The sequence below is a fragment of the Pseudomonas sp. F8002 genome (genome assembly GCF_013385495.1).
GTDB lineage: Bacteria > Pseudomonadota > Gammaproteobacteria > Pseudomonadales > Pseudomonadaceae > Aquipseudomonas.
On sequence record NZ_JACAPW010000042.1, the window covers coordinates 407 to 18,371 of the forward strand.

18 protein-coding genes are annotated in these 17,965 nt (G+C 61.8%); 7 read left to right on the forward strand and 11 right to left on the reverse strand.

All coding sequences use genetic code 11. The annotated features are described in order from the left end of the window. Positions 1–123: 123 nt before the first annotated feature. A complete protein-coding gene (gene arfB / locus HX811_RS27935) occupies positions 124–537 on the forward strand; it encodes an alternative ribosome rescue aminoacyl-tRNA hydrolase ArfB (protein WP_003212972.1) in 414 nt (137 codons plus the stop codon). Here the strand turns inward: arfB and HX811_RS27940 are convergent. The 3 genes from HX811_RS27940 to HX811_RS32110 all read right to left on the reverse strand — a co-directional run bounded on the left by HX811_RS27940 (position 534) and on the right by HX811_RS32110 (position 2,196). Further along, positions 534–1,733, reverse strand: coding sequence for an MFS transporter (locus tag HX811_RS27940; protein ID WP_177008479.1), 1,200 nt, complete (start codon positions 1,731–1,733; stop codon positions 534–536). The two genes, arfB and HX811_RS27940, sit on opposite strands and share 4 nt — an antisense overlap. A gap of 86 nt (positions 1,734–1,819) precedes the next feature. Beyond that, positions 1,820–1,993 carry a hypothetical protein gene (locus tag HX811_RS27945; RefSeq protein ID WP_008430977.1) on the reverse strand — a complete coding sequence of 58 codons (174 nt, stop codon included), beginning with the start codon at positions 1,991–1,993 and terminating at the stop codon, positions 1,820–1,822. A 74-nt stretch (positions 1,994–2,067) separates the two neighbouring features. Beyond that, positions 2,068–2,196: a hypothetical protein gene (locus tag HX811_RS32110; protein WP_003212978.1), complete on the reverse strand. Its 129-nt coding sequence runs from the start codon at positions 2,194–2,196 to the stop codon at positions 2,068–2,070. A gap of 362 nt (positions 2,197–2,558) precedes the next feature. Here HX811_RS32110 and HX811_RS27950 point away from each other — a divergent pair, with 362 nt between their 5' ends. Next, entirely contained in the window at positions 2,559–3,833 is a 1,275-nt protein-coding gene (locus tag HX811_RS27950; protein ID WP_052024259.1) for an MFS transporter, read from the forward strand. Here HX811_RS27950 and HX811_RS27955 read toward each other — a convergent pair. Then, positions 3,830–4,414, reverse strand: coding sequence for an HD domain-containing protein (locus tag HX811_RS27955; protein WP_003212982.1), 585 nt, complete (start codon positions 4,412–4,414; stop codon positions 3,830–3,832). The genes HX811_RS27950 and HX811_RS27955 overlap by 4 nt on opposite strands. Before the next feature lie 33 nt (positions 4,415–4,447). Then, the gene (locus tag HX811_RS27960; protein ID WP_003212984.1) at positions 4,448–4,759 is read right to left on the reverse strand and encodes a DUF962 domain-containing protein; all 312 of its coding nucleotides are present in this window, start codon (positions 4,757–4,759) and stop codon (positions 4,448–4,450) included. A 161-nt stretch (positions 4,760–4,920) separates the two neighbouring features. On the opposite strand from HX811_RS27960, the gene HX811_RS27965 reads away from it, so the two are divergent. Beyond that, on the forward strand, positions 4,921–5,976 hold the full coding sequence (locus tag HX811_RS27965) for an AraC family transcriptional regulator (protein WP_003212986.1): 1,056 nt from the start codon (positions 4,921–4,923) through the stop codon (positions 5,974–5,976). Here HX811_RS27965 and HX811_RS27970 read toward each other — a convergent pair. The 6 genes from HX811_RS27970 to HX811_RS27995 form a co-directional block, all read right to left on the reverse strand. After that, positions 5,933–7,387, reverse strand: a complete 1,455-nt coding sequence (locus HX811_RS27970) for a TrkH family potassium uptake protein (RefSeq protein WP_177022247.1) — start codon at positions 7,385–7,387, stop codon at positions 5,933–5,935. The two genes, HX811_RS27965 and HX811_RS27970, sit on opposite strands and share 44 nt — an antisense overlap. A 264-nt stretch (positions 7,388–7,651) precedes the next feature. Next, positions 7,652–8,989, reverse strand: a complete 1,338-nt coding sequence (locus HX811_RS27975) for an imelysin family protein (RefSeq protein ID WP_003212990.1) — start codon at positions 8,987–8,989, stop codon at positions 7,652–7,654. A gap of 162 nt (positions 8,990–9,151) precedes the next feature. After that, the gene (locus tag HX811_RS27980) at positions 9,152–11,203 is read right to left on the reverse strand and encodes a bifunctional diguanylate cyclase/phosphodiesterase (protein ID WP_177048340.1); all 2,052 of its coding nucleotides are present in this window, start codon (positions 11,201–11,203) and stop codon (positions 9,152–9,154) included. Positions 11,204–11,759: 556 nt separating this feature from the next. Next, the gene (locus HX811_RS27985; protein WP_003212997.1) at positions 11,760–12,356 is read right to left on the reverse strand and encodes a superoxide dismutase; all 597 of its coding nucleotides are present in this window, start codon (positions 12,354–12,356) and stop codon (positions 11,760–11,762) included. Positions 12,357–12,531: 175 nt separating this feature from the next. Beyond that, complete coding sequence (locus HX811_RS27990) at positions 12,532–13,134, reverse strand: LysE/ArgO family amino acid transporter (protein ID WP_177048342.1); 603 nt, start codon at positions 13,132–13,134, stop codon at positions 12,532–12,534. Between the two features lie 5 nt (positions 13,135–13,139). Next, the gene (locus HX811_RS27995; protein ID WP_177048344.1) at positions 13,140–13,541 is read right to left on the reverse strand and encodes an ACT domain-containing protein; all 402 of its coding nucleotides are present in this window, start codon (positions 13,539–13,541) and stop codon (positions 13,140–13,142) included. Positions 13,542–13,640: 99 nt separating this feature from the next. On the opposite strand from HX811_RS27995, the gene HX811_RS28000 reads away from it, so the two are divergent. The 4 genes from HX811_RS28000 to HX811_RS28015 all read left to right on the forward strand — a co-directional run bounded on the left by HX811_RS28000 (position 13,641) and on the right by HX811_RS28015 (position 17,947). Then, positions 13,641–14,534 (forward strand): LysR family transcriptional regulator ArgP, encoded by an 894-nt coding sequence (locus HX811_RS28000; RefSeq protein ID WP_003213001.1) that lies wholly within the window; start codon positions 13,641–13,643, stop codon positions 14,532–14,534. A 52-nt stretch (positions 14,535–14,586) separates the two neighbouring features. Continuing rightward, a complete protein-coding gene (locus tag HX811_RS28005; protein WP_003213003.1) occupies positions 14,587–15,585 on the forward strand; it encodes an NAD(P)-dependent oxidoreductase in 999 nt (332 codons plus the stop codon). Positions 15,586–15,703: 118 nt separating this feature from the next. After that, positions 15,704–16,531, forward strand: a complete 828-nt coding sequence (locus HX811_RS28010) for a hypothetical protein (protein ID WP_003213005.1) — start codon at positions 15,704–15,706, stop codon at positions 16,529–16,531. 156 nt (positions 16,532–16,687) lie between these two features. Next, positions 16,688–17,947 (forward strand): AGE family epimerase/isomerase, encoded by a 1,260-nt coding sequence (locus tag HX811_RS28015; RefSeq protein WP_008430989.1) that lies wholly within the window; start codon positions 16,688–16,690, stop codon positions 17,945–17,947. Positions 17,948–17,965: the final 18 nt, after the last annotated feature.

Below are 17,965 nucleotides of genomic sequence, written 5' to 3' on the forward strand. Positions count from 1 at the left end.
CGCTGTAAGAGCGGAACCAATATCAGCCATCACCCAAATAACGGATATGTACCCAGCCCCCAGCCCCCAGCAGCCCAACACATTGGCGTATCCTTACCCCTCCACCCCAAGGCCCGATCAAAAATGCTGGTGATATCCAACAACGTGCACCTCCCCGACGCCGAGATCGAGCTGACAGCCATCCGCGCCCAGGGCGCTGGCGGTCAAAACGTCAACAAGGTCTCCAGCGCCGTGCACCTGCGTTTCGACATCCCGGCCTCGTCCCTGCCTGACTTCTACAAGGAACGCCTGCTGGCCCTGCGCGACACCCGCATCACCAGCGAAGGCGTACTGATCCTCAAGGCCCAGCAATACCGAACCCAGGAACAAAACCGCGCCGACGCCCTCGAGCGCCTGGTGGAACTGATCCTCAGCGCCACCAAGGTCGAAAAGAAACGCCGCCCCACCAAACCCACCCTGGGCTCAAAGAAGCGCCGCCTCGAATCCAAGACCAAACGCGGCAGCATCAAGGCCGGCCGCGGCAAGGTTGATTTCTAAGCCGCGTCCCGCTCCTCGCGGTACTTCGGCGCCTGCCGGTACAAATACAGGCTCAACAGCAACCCGCCAAACGCCGCGATCGCCGCAAACAGGAAGATCGAGGCAAACCCGAACCCCGCCGCAATCGCCCCGGCCAACGGCCCGGTGATCCCCAACGACAAATCGATAAACAGCGAATACGCCCCCACCGCCGCACCCCGGCTCGAGGCGGGCACCAGGTTGACCGCCTCCACACCCAAGGCCGGAAACACCAGGGAAAAGCCAAACCCGCTCAACGCCGCACCCGCCAACGCCAAATGAGGATCCGGCGCCAGCCACAGCAGCAGCAGCCCCAGCGTCTCCACCGACAAACAGGCAATCGCTACGCGAAACCCGCCAATGCGGTTGATCAAATTGCCGAACAACAACCGCGCCCCGATAAAGCTGGCACCGAACAGGCTCAGGCACAGCACCGCGTTATCCCAATGCTGGGTCGCGTAATACAAGGTGATGAAGGTGGCGATGGTGCCAAACCCGATCGAGCCCAGCGCCAGCCCGCAGCCGTGAGGCAACACGCGCCCCAGCACATGCATGAACGGCAGGCGCTCGCCCACCACGATCGGCGCGGCGACTTTCGGCCAGGCCAGCAGCAGGCCCAGCACCGCCAGCAGGATGATGCTGACGCCCATGCTCCACAACCCGAAATGACTGACCAGCAACACCCCCAGCGGTGCGCCGATGGCCAGGGCGCCGTAGCTGGCGATGCCGTTCCAGGAGATGACCTTGGCGGTATTCGCCGCGCCCACCCGGCCAATGCCCCAGCCGATGGAACCCGAGCCCACCAGGCTTTCAGCGCTGCCCAGCACCAGGCGGCCAATCAGCAGGCTGGTGAGGCTCAGCGCCGGCAGGTGTGACAGCCACGCCGAGAGCAACATGAACACGCCGCTTAAGCCGCAACCGGCCAGGCCGTACATGACGGCGCGCTTGCTGCCGCGGTTATCGATGATGCGTCCCGCGTAGGGCCGGCTCAGCAGAGTGGCCAGGTATTGCACGCTGATCACAAGGCCCGCGATCACGGCGCCAAAGCCCAGGTCGCTATGCACATAGCCAGGCAACACGGCCAGGGGAATGCCGATATTCAGGTAGCCGATGAAGGTGAACAAAACGATGGAAACGACTTGCAGCGTGACCGCCATGGGGCGCTGGGTATCTGGCATGGGGAGAGGTCCACTGTCGCAGCAGGAAAAGATAGGCTGCTTATGATACCGATGCTGGGCGCGTGCGGGGGCAGCAAAGCAAACTTTTAGCGATCGGCGGGGTTGAGCAGTTGCGTGGTTACCAACGCGGCGAGGGCGTTTTCCTGGGTGCCGAAGCGCTTGAGCAGGAGGGCCTGTTTTTCCGGGGTGAGGCGGTTCCATACGTCGACCATGTGCAAGGCAGTGTCGAGCAGGGCGGTATCGGGGGTGGTGTCGGTCATGGCGGGGCTCACGGTGTTCAGGCGGTGTGGAAAGCGCGCAATGTCACGCTTTCCACACGGTCTGGGTACGGCTCTCAGTCTTCGCTCTTGCGGTCGACCGGTTTTGCCTCTTTGGGCTCGGGCTTGGTGGCACCGGCCTGTTGCGGGGTTGGCTGCTCAGTTTCGTGCAGGCTTGGGAAGGGGAGATTAGGGATTTCGTGCATCGTCGTCGCTCCTCGCAAGATCTGTTTTATCAATCGCAGGTGATTCCGCGCGTTCAAAAAGCCTGTGCAGGATACAGCACTGTAAATGACAGAAAGATTTTATCTCAGAAAATGAACGCGTCTTCATCCCGCCGCGCAAGTGACGTGGCGCCACAGGGGTGTCGATTGTCATCGTACAACATCACCCTTCACGGATTGACATCGTGCTGCGGACTGAATATAACGCTAACAGTTGTATGACGACATATGACGTTACAGTTTTATAGCGCCCGTAATACGGATGCGCTCGGTCGCAGAACGTACGCCTCAAATCTAAAAATAATTAAGGTGAAGCGATGAAAATCAAAGGCATCCGTTGGTGGATGGTCGGGCTGATGACGGTCGGCCTGATTATTAACTACCTGGCCCGCAACACGCTCTCAGTCGCAGCCCCCACGCTGATGACCGACCTGAGCATCTCCACTGAGCAGTATTCCCACATCGTTGTTGCCTGGCAGGTGTGTTACGCCTTGATGCAGCCGATCGCCGGTTATGTGATCGATGCGATCGGTACCAAGATGGGCTTTGCCATCTTCGCCATCTCCTGGTCGGTAGTCTGTGCCCTGGCGGCATTCGCCACCGGTTGGCAGAGCCTGGCAGTGGCCCGTGGCGCACTGGGGCTGACGGAGTCGGCGGGCTTCCCCGGCGGCGTCAAGGCGATTACCGAGTGGTTCCCGGCCAAGGAGCGCTCCGTCGCCATCGGCTGGTTCAACTTTGGTTCGTCGTTTGGTGCGTTGCTGGCGCCGCCACTGGTGGTCTGGGCGATTTTGCACAGCGGCTGGCAGTTGGCATTCCTGATCGTTGGCGGCATCGGCCTGGTGTGGAGCGGGCTGTGGCTGCTGCTGTACAAGCACCCGCGTGACCAGCGCCTGCTGGCCCAGGCCGAGCGTGAGTACATCGAGGCCGGCCAGGAAACCCACCTCAAGGAAGGCGTGCAGAAGAAAGCCAGCTGGAAGCGCATCCTCAAGAGCCGCAACTTTTTCGCCATCGCCTCGGCGCGCATGCTCTCGGAGCCGGCCTGGCAGACGTTCAATGCCTGGATTCCGTTGTACCTGATGACCGAGCGGCACATGAACATCAAGGAAATGGCGCTGTTCGCCTGGCTGCCGTTCCTGGCCGCCGACATTGGCTGTGTGCTGGGTGGCTACCTGAGCCCGTTGTTCCACCGCTACTTCAAGGTCTCGCTGTTCACCTCGCGCAAGCTGGTGATGCTGTTCGGTTGCCTGTGCATGATCGGCCCGGCGTGCATCGGCCTGGTGGACAGTGCCTACACCGCGATTGCCCTGCTGTGTGTCGGCGGTTTCGCCCACCAGACCTTGTCGGGTGCGCTGTTTTCCATCGCCTCGGACTCATTCGGCAAGAATGACGTGGCCACCGCCACCGGTGGCGGGCAGATGTGCGGGTTTATCGGGGCTGCGGCATTTACTGCGGTGTTCGGCGTGCTGGTGACCAAGGTCGGCTACAGCCCGCTGTTTGTGGTGCTGGCGATTTTCGACATCATTGCGGCCATCGTGATCCTGATGGTGGCCCGGGAGATCGTCAAAGATCCGGAGCCAGCCACCCAAACCGGTCACGGCGGCACATTGCTGCCGGTTTAACCCTGGCGTTCCATCGCCGCCTTGTAGAGCGAGTTCTTCGGCTGGGCAAACACCCGCGCCAGCATCGGCTCGAAGAAGCTCAGCGGCAGGGTGTCGTAGGCCGGGTCGAACGCCGCCGCGTCGTATTGCGCGCAGAACTCGATGGTTTGCCGGTACTGCGGGTGGTCGCCAAATTGCTCGCGCAGGTGGCGGTCCATCCCCAGGTGGTGGAAGAAGTAGTAGCCCTGGAAGATCCCGTGCTTCTCCACCATCCACAGATTCTCGGCGCTTACGAACGGCTTGAGGATCGCGGCGGCGATGTCCGGGTGGTTGTAGGAACCGAGGGTGTCGCCGATGTCGTGGAGCAGGGCGCACACCACGTATTCTTCATCCCGGCCATCGTGCCAGGCGCGGCTGGCGGTTTGCAGCGAGTGGGTCAGGCGGTCCACCGGGAAGCCGCCGAAGTCGCCCTCCAGCAGCCGTAGATGCGCCAGGATCCGGCTTGGCAATTGCCGTGCGTAAGCACTGAAATCCTTGGCGATGATCGCCCAGTCTTCCTGGGTACCATCCTGCATATGGGTGAAACGGGCCTGCTGGTTCATCAAAGCCTCTCTTATTGTTCTTCAAGCGTGGGGCTAGAACGGCACCTTGCCCAGAATCATGTCGCGGTACATCACGAAATCCCCCAACAGGCTGTACAGCGGATGCTGGAAGGTCGCCGGGCGATTCTTTTCAAAGAAGAAATGGCCGATCCAGGCAAAGCTGTAGCCGGCTACCGGCAGCGCCAGCAGCAGCCACCACGCACCTTTGCCGATCGCCAACGCGAGAATGAAGATAACGAGGCTGGTGCCGATAAAGTGCAGGCGACGGCACGTACTGTTGCCGTGTTCGCTCAGGTAATACGGGTAGAAATCGGCGAAGCTGTTGAATTGCCTGGCATTTTCCACAGTGGTCGGCCCTCTGGTTATTGTTCTGCCCGACAGATGTTCGGCGGGGAGCTTATTTGAGTCTAGAGTCATCAGTGGTAACAGCCAGTGACAATAGATGCCACTTTAGTATCCTTCGGATTCCTGGCTGTCGTTTCAGCCTTCCTTGTTAAGAAAACGCCATGAGCGAACGAACGACTTCTGCAAGCTGGGCGATGGGGATAGTCAAGGCGCTGGAAATGGACGGCCTGGATTGCCGTGCCTTGTTCAAGCAGCTTGGCCTGGATTACGCCGCGCTGAATGACCCGGATGCACGCTTCCCCCAGGACTCCATGACCCGGCTCTGGCAGCGTGCGGTCGAGCTGTCGGGCAACCCGGCGATTGGCTTGAACATGGGCAAGGTGGTGCGCCCGGCGTCGTTTCATGTGGCCGGCTACGCCTTGATGTCCAGCAATACCCTGGCCGAAGGTTTTATGCGGCTGGTGCGTTACCAGCGAATCATTGCTGAAAGTGCCGACCTGAGTTTCCGCCTGTTGCCCGAAGGTTATGCGCTGATTCTGACGGTGCACGGCGACCACCTGCCGCCTACCCGGCAAAGTGCCGAAGCGTCCCTGGCCAGTGCCCTGGCGTTATGCGGCTGGCTGACCGGGCGCACGTTGCAACCGCGCAAGGTGCTGGTGCAGGGCGATCAGCCAGCGGACCTGGCGCCCTACAAACAAGCCTTCCATGCACCGCTGGTGTTCAACGCGCCCTATGACGCGCTGATCTTCGAACGGGCCGATATGGAGGCGCCGTTGCCCACGGCGAACGAGGCGATGGCGTTGTTGCACGATCGTTTTGCCGGGGAGTACCTGGCGCGGTTTTCCGAGAGCCGGGTGACCCACAAGGCGCGGCAGGTGCTATGCCGATTGCTGCCCCAGGGCGAGCCCAAGCGTGAAGTGGTTGCGCAGACGTTGCACCTGTCCCAGCGCACCTTGCAGCGCCGCTTGCAGGAGGAGGGCACGAGTTTCCAGACCTTGCTCGACGACACCCGCCGCGAACTGGCCGAGCAATACCTGGCGCAGCCGAGCATGACCCTGCTGGAAATTGCCTACCTGTTGGGGTTTGCCGACCCGAGCAACTTCTTTCGTGCGTTCCGCCGCTGGTTCGATGCCACGCCCGGCGAGTACCGGGCGCGGTTGCATGAGCTGCCTGTCAGTGACGCCAAAACGCCGGAATGCACAGCACAAACACCGTAATGATCTCCAGCCGGCCCAGCAGCATGCCGAATGACAGGATCCACTTGGCAGCGTCCGGCAGGGTGGAGAAGTTACCGGCCGGGCCGATGGTTTCCCCCAGGCCCGGGCCCACGCCGGACACGGTACTGGCGGCGCCGGTCAGTGCGGTCATCCAGTCCAGGCCCAGCAGTGACAGGGCCAGGGCGATGGCGCAGATGGTGATGGCGAAGAAAAACGAGAAGGTCAGGATCGACCGCACGATTTCTTCATCGAGGCGATGGCCGTTGTACTTCTGCTTGATCACCGCTCGCGGGTGAATCAACTGGTTCAAGTTGGCCTTGAGCAGGATGTAGGCGACCTGGAAACGGAAGATCTTGATCCCGCCAGCCGTGGAGCCGGAGCAACCGCCCACAAAGCCCAGATAGAAGAACAGCATCAGCGAGAAATTGCCCCAGATGCTGTAGTCCCCCAGCGCAAAACCTGTGGTAGTGACTACCGAAGTGACGTTTACCGCCACGTGGCGCAGCGCCTCCAGCCAATGCAGATTGGTGGTCCACCAATACCAGGTGCCGAGCACCAGCCAGGTCACCACCAGCAAACCGAGCATGCCCTGCACCTGCTGATCCTTGATCAGTGCCCGGCGGTTGCCACGCATCGTGGCCACATACAGGGTGAACGGCAGGCTGCCCATGATCATCACCACCACGGCCACCCAGTGCACCGCCGGCTGTTTCCAGTGGGCCAGGGATTCATCGGAGGTGGAGAACCCTCCGGTGGAAATCGCCGACATCGCATGGTTGATCGCATCGAACAGCCCCATCCCGGCCCACCAGAACGCCAGGCTGCCGAGGATGGTGATGCCCACGTACGCCGCCACGATCAGGCGCGCCACCATGTGTGAGCGGGGCATGACCTTTTCCGAGCGGTCGGAGGATTCGGTCTGGAACAGGCGCATGCCACCGATGCGCAGCAGCGGCAGGATCGCGACCGCCATGCCGATAAAGCCGATGCCGCCGAGCCAGTGCAGCAGCGAGCGCCAGATGAGGATGCCCGGGGACATGGTGTCCAGGCCGCTGAGCACCGTGGAACCGGTGGCGGTGATACCGGACATGCTTTCGAAGAACGAGTCGGTGTAGCTGATGTGCTGGGTCAGCAGGAACGGCAGTGCGGCGAAGATGCACACCACCAGCCAGCTGGAGACGGTCAGCAGGTACATGTCCCGCGGGCGCAGGTGCACGTGTTCCGGGCGGCCGGGGATGACCAGCGCCAAGCCCGCGATAAAGGTAATCAGGCTGGCCCAGAGGAACGACGGCAGGTCGCTGGTGCGTTCAAAAAACACCAGGGTCGCCATGGGGATGACCATGGCGATCGCCAGGGTGATCAGGAAGATGCCGATAATGAAACCGATTATCCGTAAGGTCGGCAACGCCATGAGGTCCGCTCGGGGTGACAGGAAAGGCGCCATTCTACCTGCGGTGCAGGGCAAGTAAACCGGGGGGGCGTTGGAGACGTGGCAGATCAAGTGTGGGAGCGGGCTTGCTCGCGAAAGCGGTGTATCAGTCAACGGATGCATTGGCTGACCCACCGCTTTCGCGAGCAAGCCCGCTCCCACAGGAGATTTGTGCTGGTTGATGGAGCTTGGAGGGCAGGCACAAAAAAGGCGACCCGAAGGTCGCCTCATTCAACGCGGCACTGATCAGAACTCGTGATCAGCGTTATCCGGGTTCAAGTCACTGATGCCCAGCTTGCCAGCAGCCTGTTCGATCGAACCGGTCTGCTTCACCAATGCGGCGATGGCGTCACGTACGATCTGGTTGCCTTTGTCGTTACCGGCAGCAATCAACTGGTCGTAGTGTTCGCCGTTGTTGGCGTGGTCCACCATCACCTGGATCTTCGCTTCGGTGGAGGCCAGGTCAGCCTTCAACGCTTCATCGGCCGCCGGGTCGGCCTTGGCCACCAGGGAAGACAGGCTGGCGCCGGTCATCTTGGTACCGTCGGTGCGGGTGTATTCACCCAGGTAAACGTTACGAATACCCTTGGCGTCGTAGAAGTGCGAGTTGTGGGTGTTGTCGCTGAAGCAGTCCTGTTCGTCTTCCGGCGAGTTGGCTTCCAGGGAAACCTTCATGCGCTCACCGGCCAGCTCGCCCAGGGACAGGCTACCCATGCCGAACAGCATCTTGCGCAGGCCATCGGTCGCAGGTTCTGCTTCCAGCGTGGCGCGGTAGTTGTCTTCGACGTTGGGCTTCCAGTTGCCGACCATTTCTTCCAGGTCGCTGACCAGCAGTTGAGTCACGGCGCGCAGGTAGGTGCGGCGGCGCTCGTTGTGGCCGCCAGTGGCGCCATCACCGGTCATGTAGTCCGACGCTGGACGGTTGCCGGCGCCCGGGCCGGTGCCGTTCAGGTCCTGGCCCCAGAGCAGGAATTCAATTGCGTGGTAGCCGGTGGCTACGTTGGCTTCGGAACCGCCCAGCTCATTCAGGCTGGCGAGTTTTTCCGGGGTGATGTCTTTGACATCGACCTTGTCTTCGCCGACCTGGATCTCGTTGTTGGCGATGATGTTGGCGGTGGCGCCAGGGTTGCCCAGGGCGTGTTCGTAGGTCTTGTCGACGTAGTCGATCAGGCCTTCGTCCAGGGGCCAGGCGTTCACCTGGCCTTCCCAGTCGTCAATGATGGTGTTGCCGAAGCGGAACACTTCACTCTGCAGGTACGGCACGCGCGAGGCGATCCAGGCGGTACGGGCCGCTTTCAGGGTGTCGTCGTTCGGGTTGGCAAGGAAAGTGTCGATCGCGGTTTGCAGGGTTTTCGCGGTGGACTCGGCATCGCTGTACACCGCGAACACCATGTCAGCGTAATGCGCGACCACGGCCTTGGCGGCGGCCTCGTCTACCTGGCCTGCCGGAGCAGCCGCCGGGGCGGTGGTGCTGGCGGCGGCCGGAGCTTGAGGCGCGGCGGCCTTGTCTTTGCCTTCACCGCAACCGGCGAGCGAAATGGCAATGGCGAGAAGGCTGGCGGTGGCCAGGGGCATACGAATCATGGCGAACATCCTGCTTCGGTTGTTGATGGGGCACGCGGGGGGCGCGCAAAACTGCGACATAATGCGAAAGATTTGCATTTTGTGTAAAGCGTTATAAGCAGGAAATATTTAGTATCGATTTGCCGGCCGCCGGTACGGGTGCTCCCGATGGCCGGCATTGCTTTAGAGGATGGCGGCGTTATTGCGCTGGGCCTGTTTCAAGTAGGCCGCCAACTCCCGTGCCGGCAGGGGTTTGCTGTAGTGATAGCCCTGACCTTCGTGGCAACCCTCGGAGATGATGTAGGCCTCCTGTTCGGCGGTCTCCACACCTTCGGCGATCACCTGCATGCCAAGGCTTTTGCCGAGCTGGATGATCGCCCGCACGATGGTCGCATCGTCGTCGTCATCCAGCAGGTCCTGGACGAAGCTCTTGTCGATCTTGATCTTGTCCAGCGGCAGGCTTTTCAGGTAGCTCAGGGATGAATAGCCGGTGCCGAAGTCATCAATCGCAATCAGTGCCCCGGAGCGGCGCAGGCTCAGCAGGTGCTGGGCGGCGGTGCTGATGTCTTCCATCAGGCCGGTCTCGGTGACTTCCAGCTCCAGGCTGCGGGGCGGCAGGCGGTAGATTTGCAGCAGGTTGTTGACCACCCGTGGCAGCTCGGCGTGGTGCAACTGCACGGTCGACAGGTTGACCGCCATGCGTAGCTCGGTGAAGCCCAGGTCATGCCATTCCCGCAGTTGCCGACACGCCTGGTCCAGCACCCATTCGCCGATGGCAATGATGGTGCCGTTCTGTTCCGCCAGCGGGATAAACAGGTCGGGCGGCACCAGGCCGTGCTCGGGGTGCTGCCAGCGGATCAACGCCTCGACACCCACCACACGGTGGTCGAGATAGCTGATCTGCGGCTGGTACACCAGGTGAAACTGCTCGCGGCTCAAGGCGTCGCGCAGATCCTTTTCCAGCTCGCGGCGGCGGCGCATTTCGCTGTCGACGCTGGCGATATAGAACTGGTAGCGGTTGCGCGAGCGGCTCTTGGCCAGGGTCATGGTCTGTTCGGCTTTTTGCAGCAGCTTCTCGGTGCTGTCGCCGTCTTCCGGGAACAGGGTAATGCCGATGGTGGCACGCAGGCGGATCTGTTCGTGATCGAGGGCGAATTCGGCTTCCAGGTCGTCGAGGATGCTTTGTGCCAATTCGGCGGCTTCGTAGGGCTGCTCGATATCGGCCTGCACCAGGGCGAACTGGTCGCCGCCGAGGCGGGCGAGGGCGCCAAGGCGGCCGCTGTGGGCGCGCAGGCGGTCGGCCAGGGCCAGCAGCAACTGGTCGCCGGCCTGGTAGGTGAACTGCTCGTTGACGCTTTTGAAGTCATCCAGCCCCACGCACAACACCGCGACCCGACGTTGCCGGCGGCCGGCGTCGATCAGGATCTTGTCCAGTTGCTCCTGCAGTTTCTGGCGGTTCGGCAAACCGGTCAGGAAGTCGTACTGGGCCATGCGCAGCAGGCTGTTTTCCGCCTCATGGCGCAAGTGCGTATTGCGCTCGATGGATTCGAGCAACTGGTTGGCAGTGTTGATCCAGAGCCCCAGCTCGTTTTTCTCGTGGCCCTTGAGCTGCGGGATCTTGTGCTCGCTGGGGCGGTCGGGGTTGATCGAACTCAGGTGCTCGATGATGCGCGACAGCGGCTTGGTCAGCAGCCAGTGATAGACCAGGTATAACACCAGCCCCATGGCCAGCGCCCGCAGCACCCCGGAGATGAAAATGATCACCGAACTGACAAGAAACCCTTTGCCATAGGTGGCGGTGTCGAGGGTGATGCTCAGGTCGCCGTAGTACTCGCTGTAAGGCCCGCGCCCCACCAGCGGCGTGGTGAAGGTGCGCTCCTGGCCCAGGATCAGGTCGGTCAGCCAGCGGCTCGGGGATTGTTGCAGGTCGCGGGTTTTTTCCGCGAGCATGGTTTCGTTGGGGTGGCCGATGGAGGCCATGCGCACGGCATCATCCTGGAACAGGCCTTCGATGACCTGCATGCCCATCTCCCGGTCCAGGCTGTAGACGGCCTGGGTCGAGGGGTCGCGAAACATGTCGAGGATGCGCTGGGCATCACCGGCCACGGCCTGGCGCGTCTTGTACGCATCAAAGACGATCTGCGCCGCGCTCAGTACCACGCCCACGGCCAATGCCGAAAGCAGTACCACCCGTAGCAACTTCACCGACAAGCTGTTTTTGAGTTCCAGCTTCAAAGGGTTATTCCTTGTTCCATGCGGGTAGCCTCAATATGCCATGAGTATTGGCAATCCCGTGAGGGCAGTCAAAGGGACATTGCGGCTTGCGGTGGTTTGGGGCGTTGAGGCGATGGCCTTGCTCGGAAATCGAGGGGCCGGAAGGGGGACGGTCAGGGCAGAAGGGCCGTCAAACGGGAGGCGGAGTTATTTCCGCCTCCCCTCTGGCGTCACACCAGTATTCTGGCAGCGTTCAGGGCAGGCATGACGATCCTCGAGGCCGTGTTTATTGCACTGCCTGAGCCTGGAACAATTGTGTCCGAGACCTGAGCGACCTTTGAAAGGACTATCGGCGCGATGGCGCGCGCTGCCGCAAAGCCTAGCCCTAGTGCCGCGGTTCCTGCGATTACTGACATGGATAACCTCTCTGAGCATTCAATAAGAAGGAAATTCTTCTCATCGCCTGCGTGGCCATTTCCTGCCATTGAGTTCCATTGGTCTTCGCCTGTTGTTCCGGTTATGCACCGCCCACAAAAAAGCCCGGCAATCGCCGGGCTCTTTCTACTGCAAGCAGTACTTAAGCGGTGAAGGTCTTGCCTTCGAACTGCTCAGCCACGAACTTCCAGTTGACCAGGTTCCAGAACGCTTCCACATACTTTGGACGCACGTTGCGGTAGTCGATGTAGTAGGCGTGTTCCCAGACGTCGCAGGTCAGCAGCGGGGTGTCGCCGCTGGTCAGCGGGTTGCCGGCGCCGATGGTGCTGGCCAGTGCCAGGGAACCGTCAGCCTTTTTCACCAGCCAACCCCAACCGGAACCGAAGGTGCCGACGGAAGTCTTGGTGAACTCTTCCTTGAACTTGTCGAACGAACCGAAGGCAGCGTTGATCGCCTCAGCCAGTGCGCCGGTAGGTTGGCCGCCGGCGTTTGGTGCCAGGCAGTTCCAGTAGAAAGTGTGGTTCCAGACCTGAGCGGCGTTGTTGAAGATGCCGCCCGAAGAAGACTTGACGATTTCTTCCAGGGTCTTGCCTTCGAACTCGGTGCCAGGCACCAGGTTGTTCAGGTTCACGACATAGGTGTTGTGGTGCTTGTCGTGGTGGTATTCCAAGGTTTCCTTGGAAATGTGCGGCTGCAGGGCATCGTGTGCGTAGGGCAGCGGCGGCAATTCGAAAGCCATGATGATTCTCCTAATCAGGTCAGTTGCGGTGAGCGCAAGGCCGATCACGGGCGGCCAAACAAGCGCCGGGGAGTTTGTACTCTTTGCGGCGCAGGGGCTGGATCATAGCACCGGGGGTGCGGCAAAACCACGCAACAACTGTGTGGGATAGAGGTTCCAGAGCGTTTTGGAATATCTACGCTGCGCTGATTAATTGATAGGCCACGCTGAACATCATGGTGGCTACCAGCAGGTCCAGAATCCGCCAGGTGGCAGGGCGCGCCAGCCACGGTGCCAGCCATGCGGCGCCCAGGGCCAGGGTCATGAACCACAGGAATGAAGCACTGGCGGCGCCGGCCACGTAGGCGCCCGGTTCAGTTTGCTGGGCGCCGAGGGAGCCGATCAACAAGACGGTGTCCAGGTACACGTGGGGGTTGAGCAAGGTCACTGCCAGGGCGCTGAGCATCACCGCCTTCAATGAGCGCACCTTGAGATTCTCGCCCTGGCCCAGGCTCTGCTTTGAGCAGGCCCGGCGCAAGGCAAGGGTGCCGTACCAGAGCAGGAACGCCGCGCCACCCCAGCGGGCAACCGCCAGCAATACCGGGTTATGCGCCAGCACAGTGGCCAGGCCGAATACGCCGGCGGCCACCAGGATCGCGTCGCACACCACGCACAATGCCGCCACGGGCAGGTGATGTTCGCGCCGCAGGCTCTGCGCCAGCACAAACGCGTTCTGGGTGCCGATCGCCATGATCAAACCAAAGGCCACCAACAGGCCGTTCATATAGCTTTGCCACATAGGATTTACTCCGCGCCCGCCGCCAATTGCCGCAGCACCGTCATGGCGCGCTCGGCATCGGCGCGCCCGACAAACAGGTGGTCGTGGTAGTAGCCGGCAATCACGTTGCAACTGATCCCGGCCTGGCCCAGGGCCGTGGCGAACGCGGCGGTCAGGCCGACGGCTTCCAGGGCCGAATGCACGTTGAGGGTGATCCACGCCGCTACGTATTCGAAAGCCAGTCCGGCCCGTTCGGCCTGCTGGCGCTCGACGATCAGCGTCAGGCCTTCCTGCTCGCGGAAGCTGCCGATCACGTCGCAACCTTCGGGGATACGGCTGTCGGCCAGGGTGCAGAACACGTAGTCGCCGTCGTTGAGCTGTGGGCTCATGCTGCGCAGCAGGGTTGCCAGGGCGGTTTCGCCAGCCATGTGGAAGGTCCTTGAATAAGAAGAAGCGATGCTGGCTATTCTCCTGTCCAAGGCTGTATAAGAAAAACCAATATTGCTGATCGCTCATTAGGAAAACTGATGTTCGACTATAAATTGCTTTCCGCCCTGGCGGCGGTGGTGGAACAGGCCGGCTTCGAGCGCGGCGCGCAGGTATTGGGAATTTCCCAGTCGGCGATTTCCCAGCGCATCAAGCTGTTGGAGGCGCGAATCGGCCAGCCGGTGCTGGTACGTGCCACGCCGCCGACGCCCACCGAGATCGGCCGCCGCCTGCTCAACCACGTGCAACAGGTACGATTGCTGGAGCGCGACCTGCAAAGCCAGGTGCCCGCGCTGGATGAAGAGGGCATGCCCGAGCGCCTGCGCATCGCCTTGAATGCCGACAGCCTGGCCACGTGGTGGGCCGAGGCGGTGAGCGACTTCTGCGCCGAGCAGCATTTGCTGTTGGACCTGGTGGTAGAAGACCAGACCGTCGGCCTCAAGCGCATGCGCGCCGGCGAAGTGGCAGCCTGTATTTGCGCCAGCGAACGCCCGGTGGCCGGTGCCCGCAGCCTGTTGCTCGGCGCGATGCGGTATCGGGCGCTGGCCAGCCCGGCGTTTGTCGCCCGGCACTTTCCCGAGGGCGTGCGGGCCGATCAACTGGCTCGCACGCCGGCGCTGGTGTTCGGCCCGGATGATTTCCTGCAGCATCGCTACCTGGCGTCCCTGGGCGTCGACGGTGGTTTCGAACACCATCTATGCCCCTCGTCCGAAGGTTTTATTCGCCTGACGGAAGCCGGATTGGGCTGGGGCCTGGTGCCCGAACTGCAGGTGCGCGACCAACTGGAAAAGGGCGTGTTGGTGGAGTTATTGCCAGATAAGCCGATCGATGTGCCGCTGTACTGGCATCATTGGCGCAGTGGTGGACAATTGCTGGGCCTGCTGACGGATCATCTGGCACACACAACGGGGCAATGGTTGGTGCCGTTGGCGTGATGGCCAGCGTCAAGGCAACAGCGATGAAAAACGAAAGAATGCGGAGTAAGTCATGAAAATTCTGGTCACCGGCGCAAGCGGCTTCATTGGCGGGCGCTTTGCGCGTTTCGCCCTGGAGCAGGGCCTGGACGTGCGGGTCAACGGGCGGCGGGCCGAAGGTGTGGAGCACCTGGTACGGCGCGGCGCCGAGTTTATCCAGGGTGATTTGAATGATCCGGACCTGGTGCGCGAGCTGTGCCGCGACGTCGAGGCCGTGGTGCATTGCGCCGGGGCCGTGGGGCTATGGGGGCGTTATCAGGACTTCCACCAGGGCAATGTGCTGGTTACCGAAAACGTGGTGGAGGCCTGCCTCAAGCAGCGGGTCGGGCGCCTGGTGCACCTGTCTTCGCCGTCGATCTACTTCGACGGTCGTGACCACCTGGGCTTGACCGAAGAACAGGTGCCCAAGCGTTTCAAGCATCCGTATGCAGCCACCAAATACCTGGCGGAGCAAAAGGTGTTTGGCGCCCAGGAGTTTGGCCTCGAAGTGCTGGCCCTGCGCCCGCGCTTTGTCACGGGGGCCGGCGACATGAGCATCTTCCCGCGCCTGTTGAAGATGCAGCGCAAGAACCGCCTGGCGATTGTCGGCGATGGCCTGAACAAGGTCGATTTCACCAGCGTGCACAACCTCAATGAAGCCCTGCTCAGCAGTTTGCTGGCGACGGGCTCGGCGTTGGGCAAGGTCTACAACATCAGCAACGGCGCCCCGGTGCCGGTGTGGGATGTGGTGAACTACGTGATGCGACAGATGGACATGCCTCAGGTCACCCGTTATCGGTCCTACGGCTTGTCTTACAGCGTTGCGGCGCTCAATGAAGCCTTCTGTGCCATGTGGCCAGGGCGCCCGGAACCGTCTTTGTCACGGCTGGGCATGCAGGTGATGAACAAAGATTTCACCCTCGACATCACCCGCGCACGGCATTATCTCGACTACCAGCCCAAGGTCAGCCTGTGGGCGGCCCTCGACGAGTTCTGCAGTTGGTGGAAGGCCCAGGACGTGGGACTTAAATAACCGGCAACACACCGGGAACCGATTTTGCGAACCCGGGTCGATCAGTGCGGCAGGTCGGGGGTTTATACTCCGACGCCTGGCTATCCATATGCCACCTCAAAGGATTTAAGGTTGATTCATGCGTAACGATGCTAACGACGACTTCGACAACGTTCCCAGCCTGCGGGCCGACACCTCGGACGACGATGATTTCGAGCCCACGCCGGCTACCTCCGTGCGCTCCCGGCCTGCGCCGGTTGTCAAGGTCAAGAGCGCCAGTACCGGGCCGCTGTGGGCATTGGTCGGTGCGCTGCTGTTCGCCTTCGCCGGCCTTGCCTGGTGGAGCTTCCAGCAGATTTCCCTGATGGGCCAGCAACTGGTGGCGACTCAGGAAAGCTTCGCGCGCATCAGCGAGGAAGCGGCGGGGCGCCTGCAGGATATTTCCGGCAAGGTGGTGGCCAGCGAAGCCAATGTGAATAATGGCAGCGAGGCCCTGAAACTGCAGATCAAGCAGCTGGAGACCCAGTTGCTGGAGCAGGGCAAGCAGCAGATGGGCGTGGCCGGCCAGGCGACTGACCTGGACAAGCGCCTGGAGCAGATGACCGCCAGCACGACCCAACTGTCCAGTGCCAACGCGCAATTGCAGGGCCAGGTCCAGGCGCTGACGGAGGCGGTGGCTACCCTCAAGTCCCGGGACGCCGAGTTCAAGGACCTCTCCGCCGACGTCGCAGCCCTGAAAAAACAGGGCAACCCCACGGCCGCCATCGCCCGCCTGGAGCAGGACCTTGTGGTCCTCAAGAGCGAACTGGACAACCGCGCCGCGGCTTCCGACGGTCCGTCCACCAAGGAGTTCGACGTGTTCCGCATCCAGACCACGCGTAACGTCACTGCCTTGCAAAGCCAGGTGCAGAACCTGCAGCAGCAGATCAACCAGCCGGCCCGGATCACCCCTCTCGGGCAGCAGTGATGTGAGGGCCTGCAGGCGTCATTACACATGACGCCTGCAGGCCCTGGCACAATCATTGTCACCAATCGGTGACATTTCCCGTCTCCTTCGTTACTTGCCCTCGCGCCGCCCTTGTTTAGACTCCCGTCATCCCGCACATAATAAAAAGGGCTAATCATGACCACGCAACCACTGCCTGCCAGTAGTTGGCTGAACGCACCTGCCCATCACGCCTGGCTTGCCACTGAAGGCCAGCGCCTGCTGTCATTCGCCAAGGCTTCCAGGCTGCCTGACGGCTTCGGCAACCTCGACGATCAAGGCGTCCTGCCGCCCGATGCCGTCGCCGAAACCATGAACACCGCCCGTATGACCCATAGCTTTGCCATGGCCCATGGCCTGGGCCTGCCAGGTTATGCCGATCTGGTGGAACACGGCGTCGTGGCCCTCAGCGGCCCGCTGCGCGATGCCCGGCACGGCGGTTGGTTCGCCACGCCCGACGCCCGCGACGGCAACACCGGCAAGGCCGCCTACCTGCACGCCTTTGTCGCCCTGGCCGCCAGCTCCGCAGTAGTGGCCGGCGCTCCCGGCGCGCAAACCTTGCTCAACGACGCGATCCATATCATCGACCAGTATTTCTGGAGCGAAGAGGAGGGCGCGATGCTCGAGTCCTTTGCCCAGGACTGGAGCGGGGTAGAAGCCTATCGCGGCGCCAACAGCAACATGCACGCCACTGAAGCCTTCCTGGCCCTGGCCGATGTCACCGGTGAAACCCGCTGGCTGGACCGGGCACTGCGCATCGTCGAGCGGATTATTCATACCCATGCGGCGCAAAACCGGGACATGGTGATCGAGCATTTCGACAGCCATTGGCAACCCCTGCGTGGTTACAACGAAGACAACCCGGCCGATGGTTTTCGTCCCTACGGCATCACCCCCGGCCACGGCTTCGAATGGGCGCGACTGGTGTTGCACCTTGAGGCTGCGCGCCTGGATGCCGGGCTCGTCACCCCTGAGTGGCTAGTGACCGACGCCAAGGGCCTGTTCGCCAGCGCCTGTGAATACGCCTGGGCCGTCGACGGCGCCCCCGGCATTGTCTACACCCTCGACTGGAGCCAGCGCCCCGTGGTGCGCGAGCGCCTGCACTGGACCCATTGCGAAGCCAGTGCCGCTGCCCAGGCGCTGCTCAAGCGCACCGGCGAGCTGCATTACGAAACCTGGTACCGGCGCTTCTGGGAGTTCTGTGAAACCCGTTTCATTGACCGCACCCACGGCAGCTGGCACCACGAACTGAGCCCGAAAAACCAGCCCAGCGCGAAAATCTGGGGTGGCAAACCGGACCTCTACCACGCCTGGCAGTCTGTCTTGCTGCCGGGGCTACCCTTGTCACCGAGCATGGCCAGTGCCGTGGCCACCGGGCGCTATGTCACCAAGTGGTGACATTTTGGCGTCCCTTTG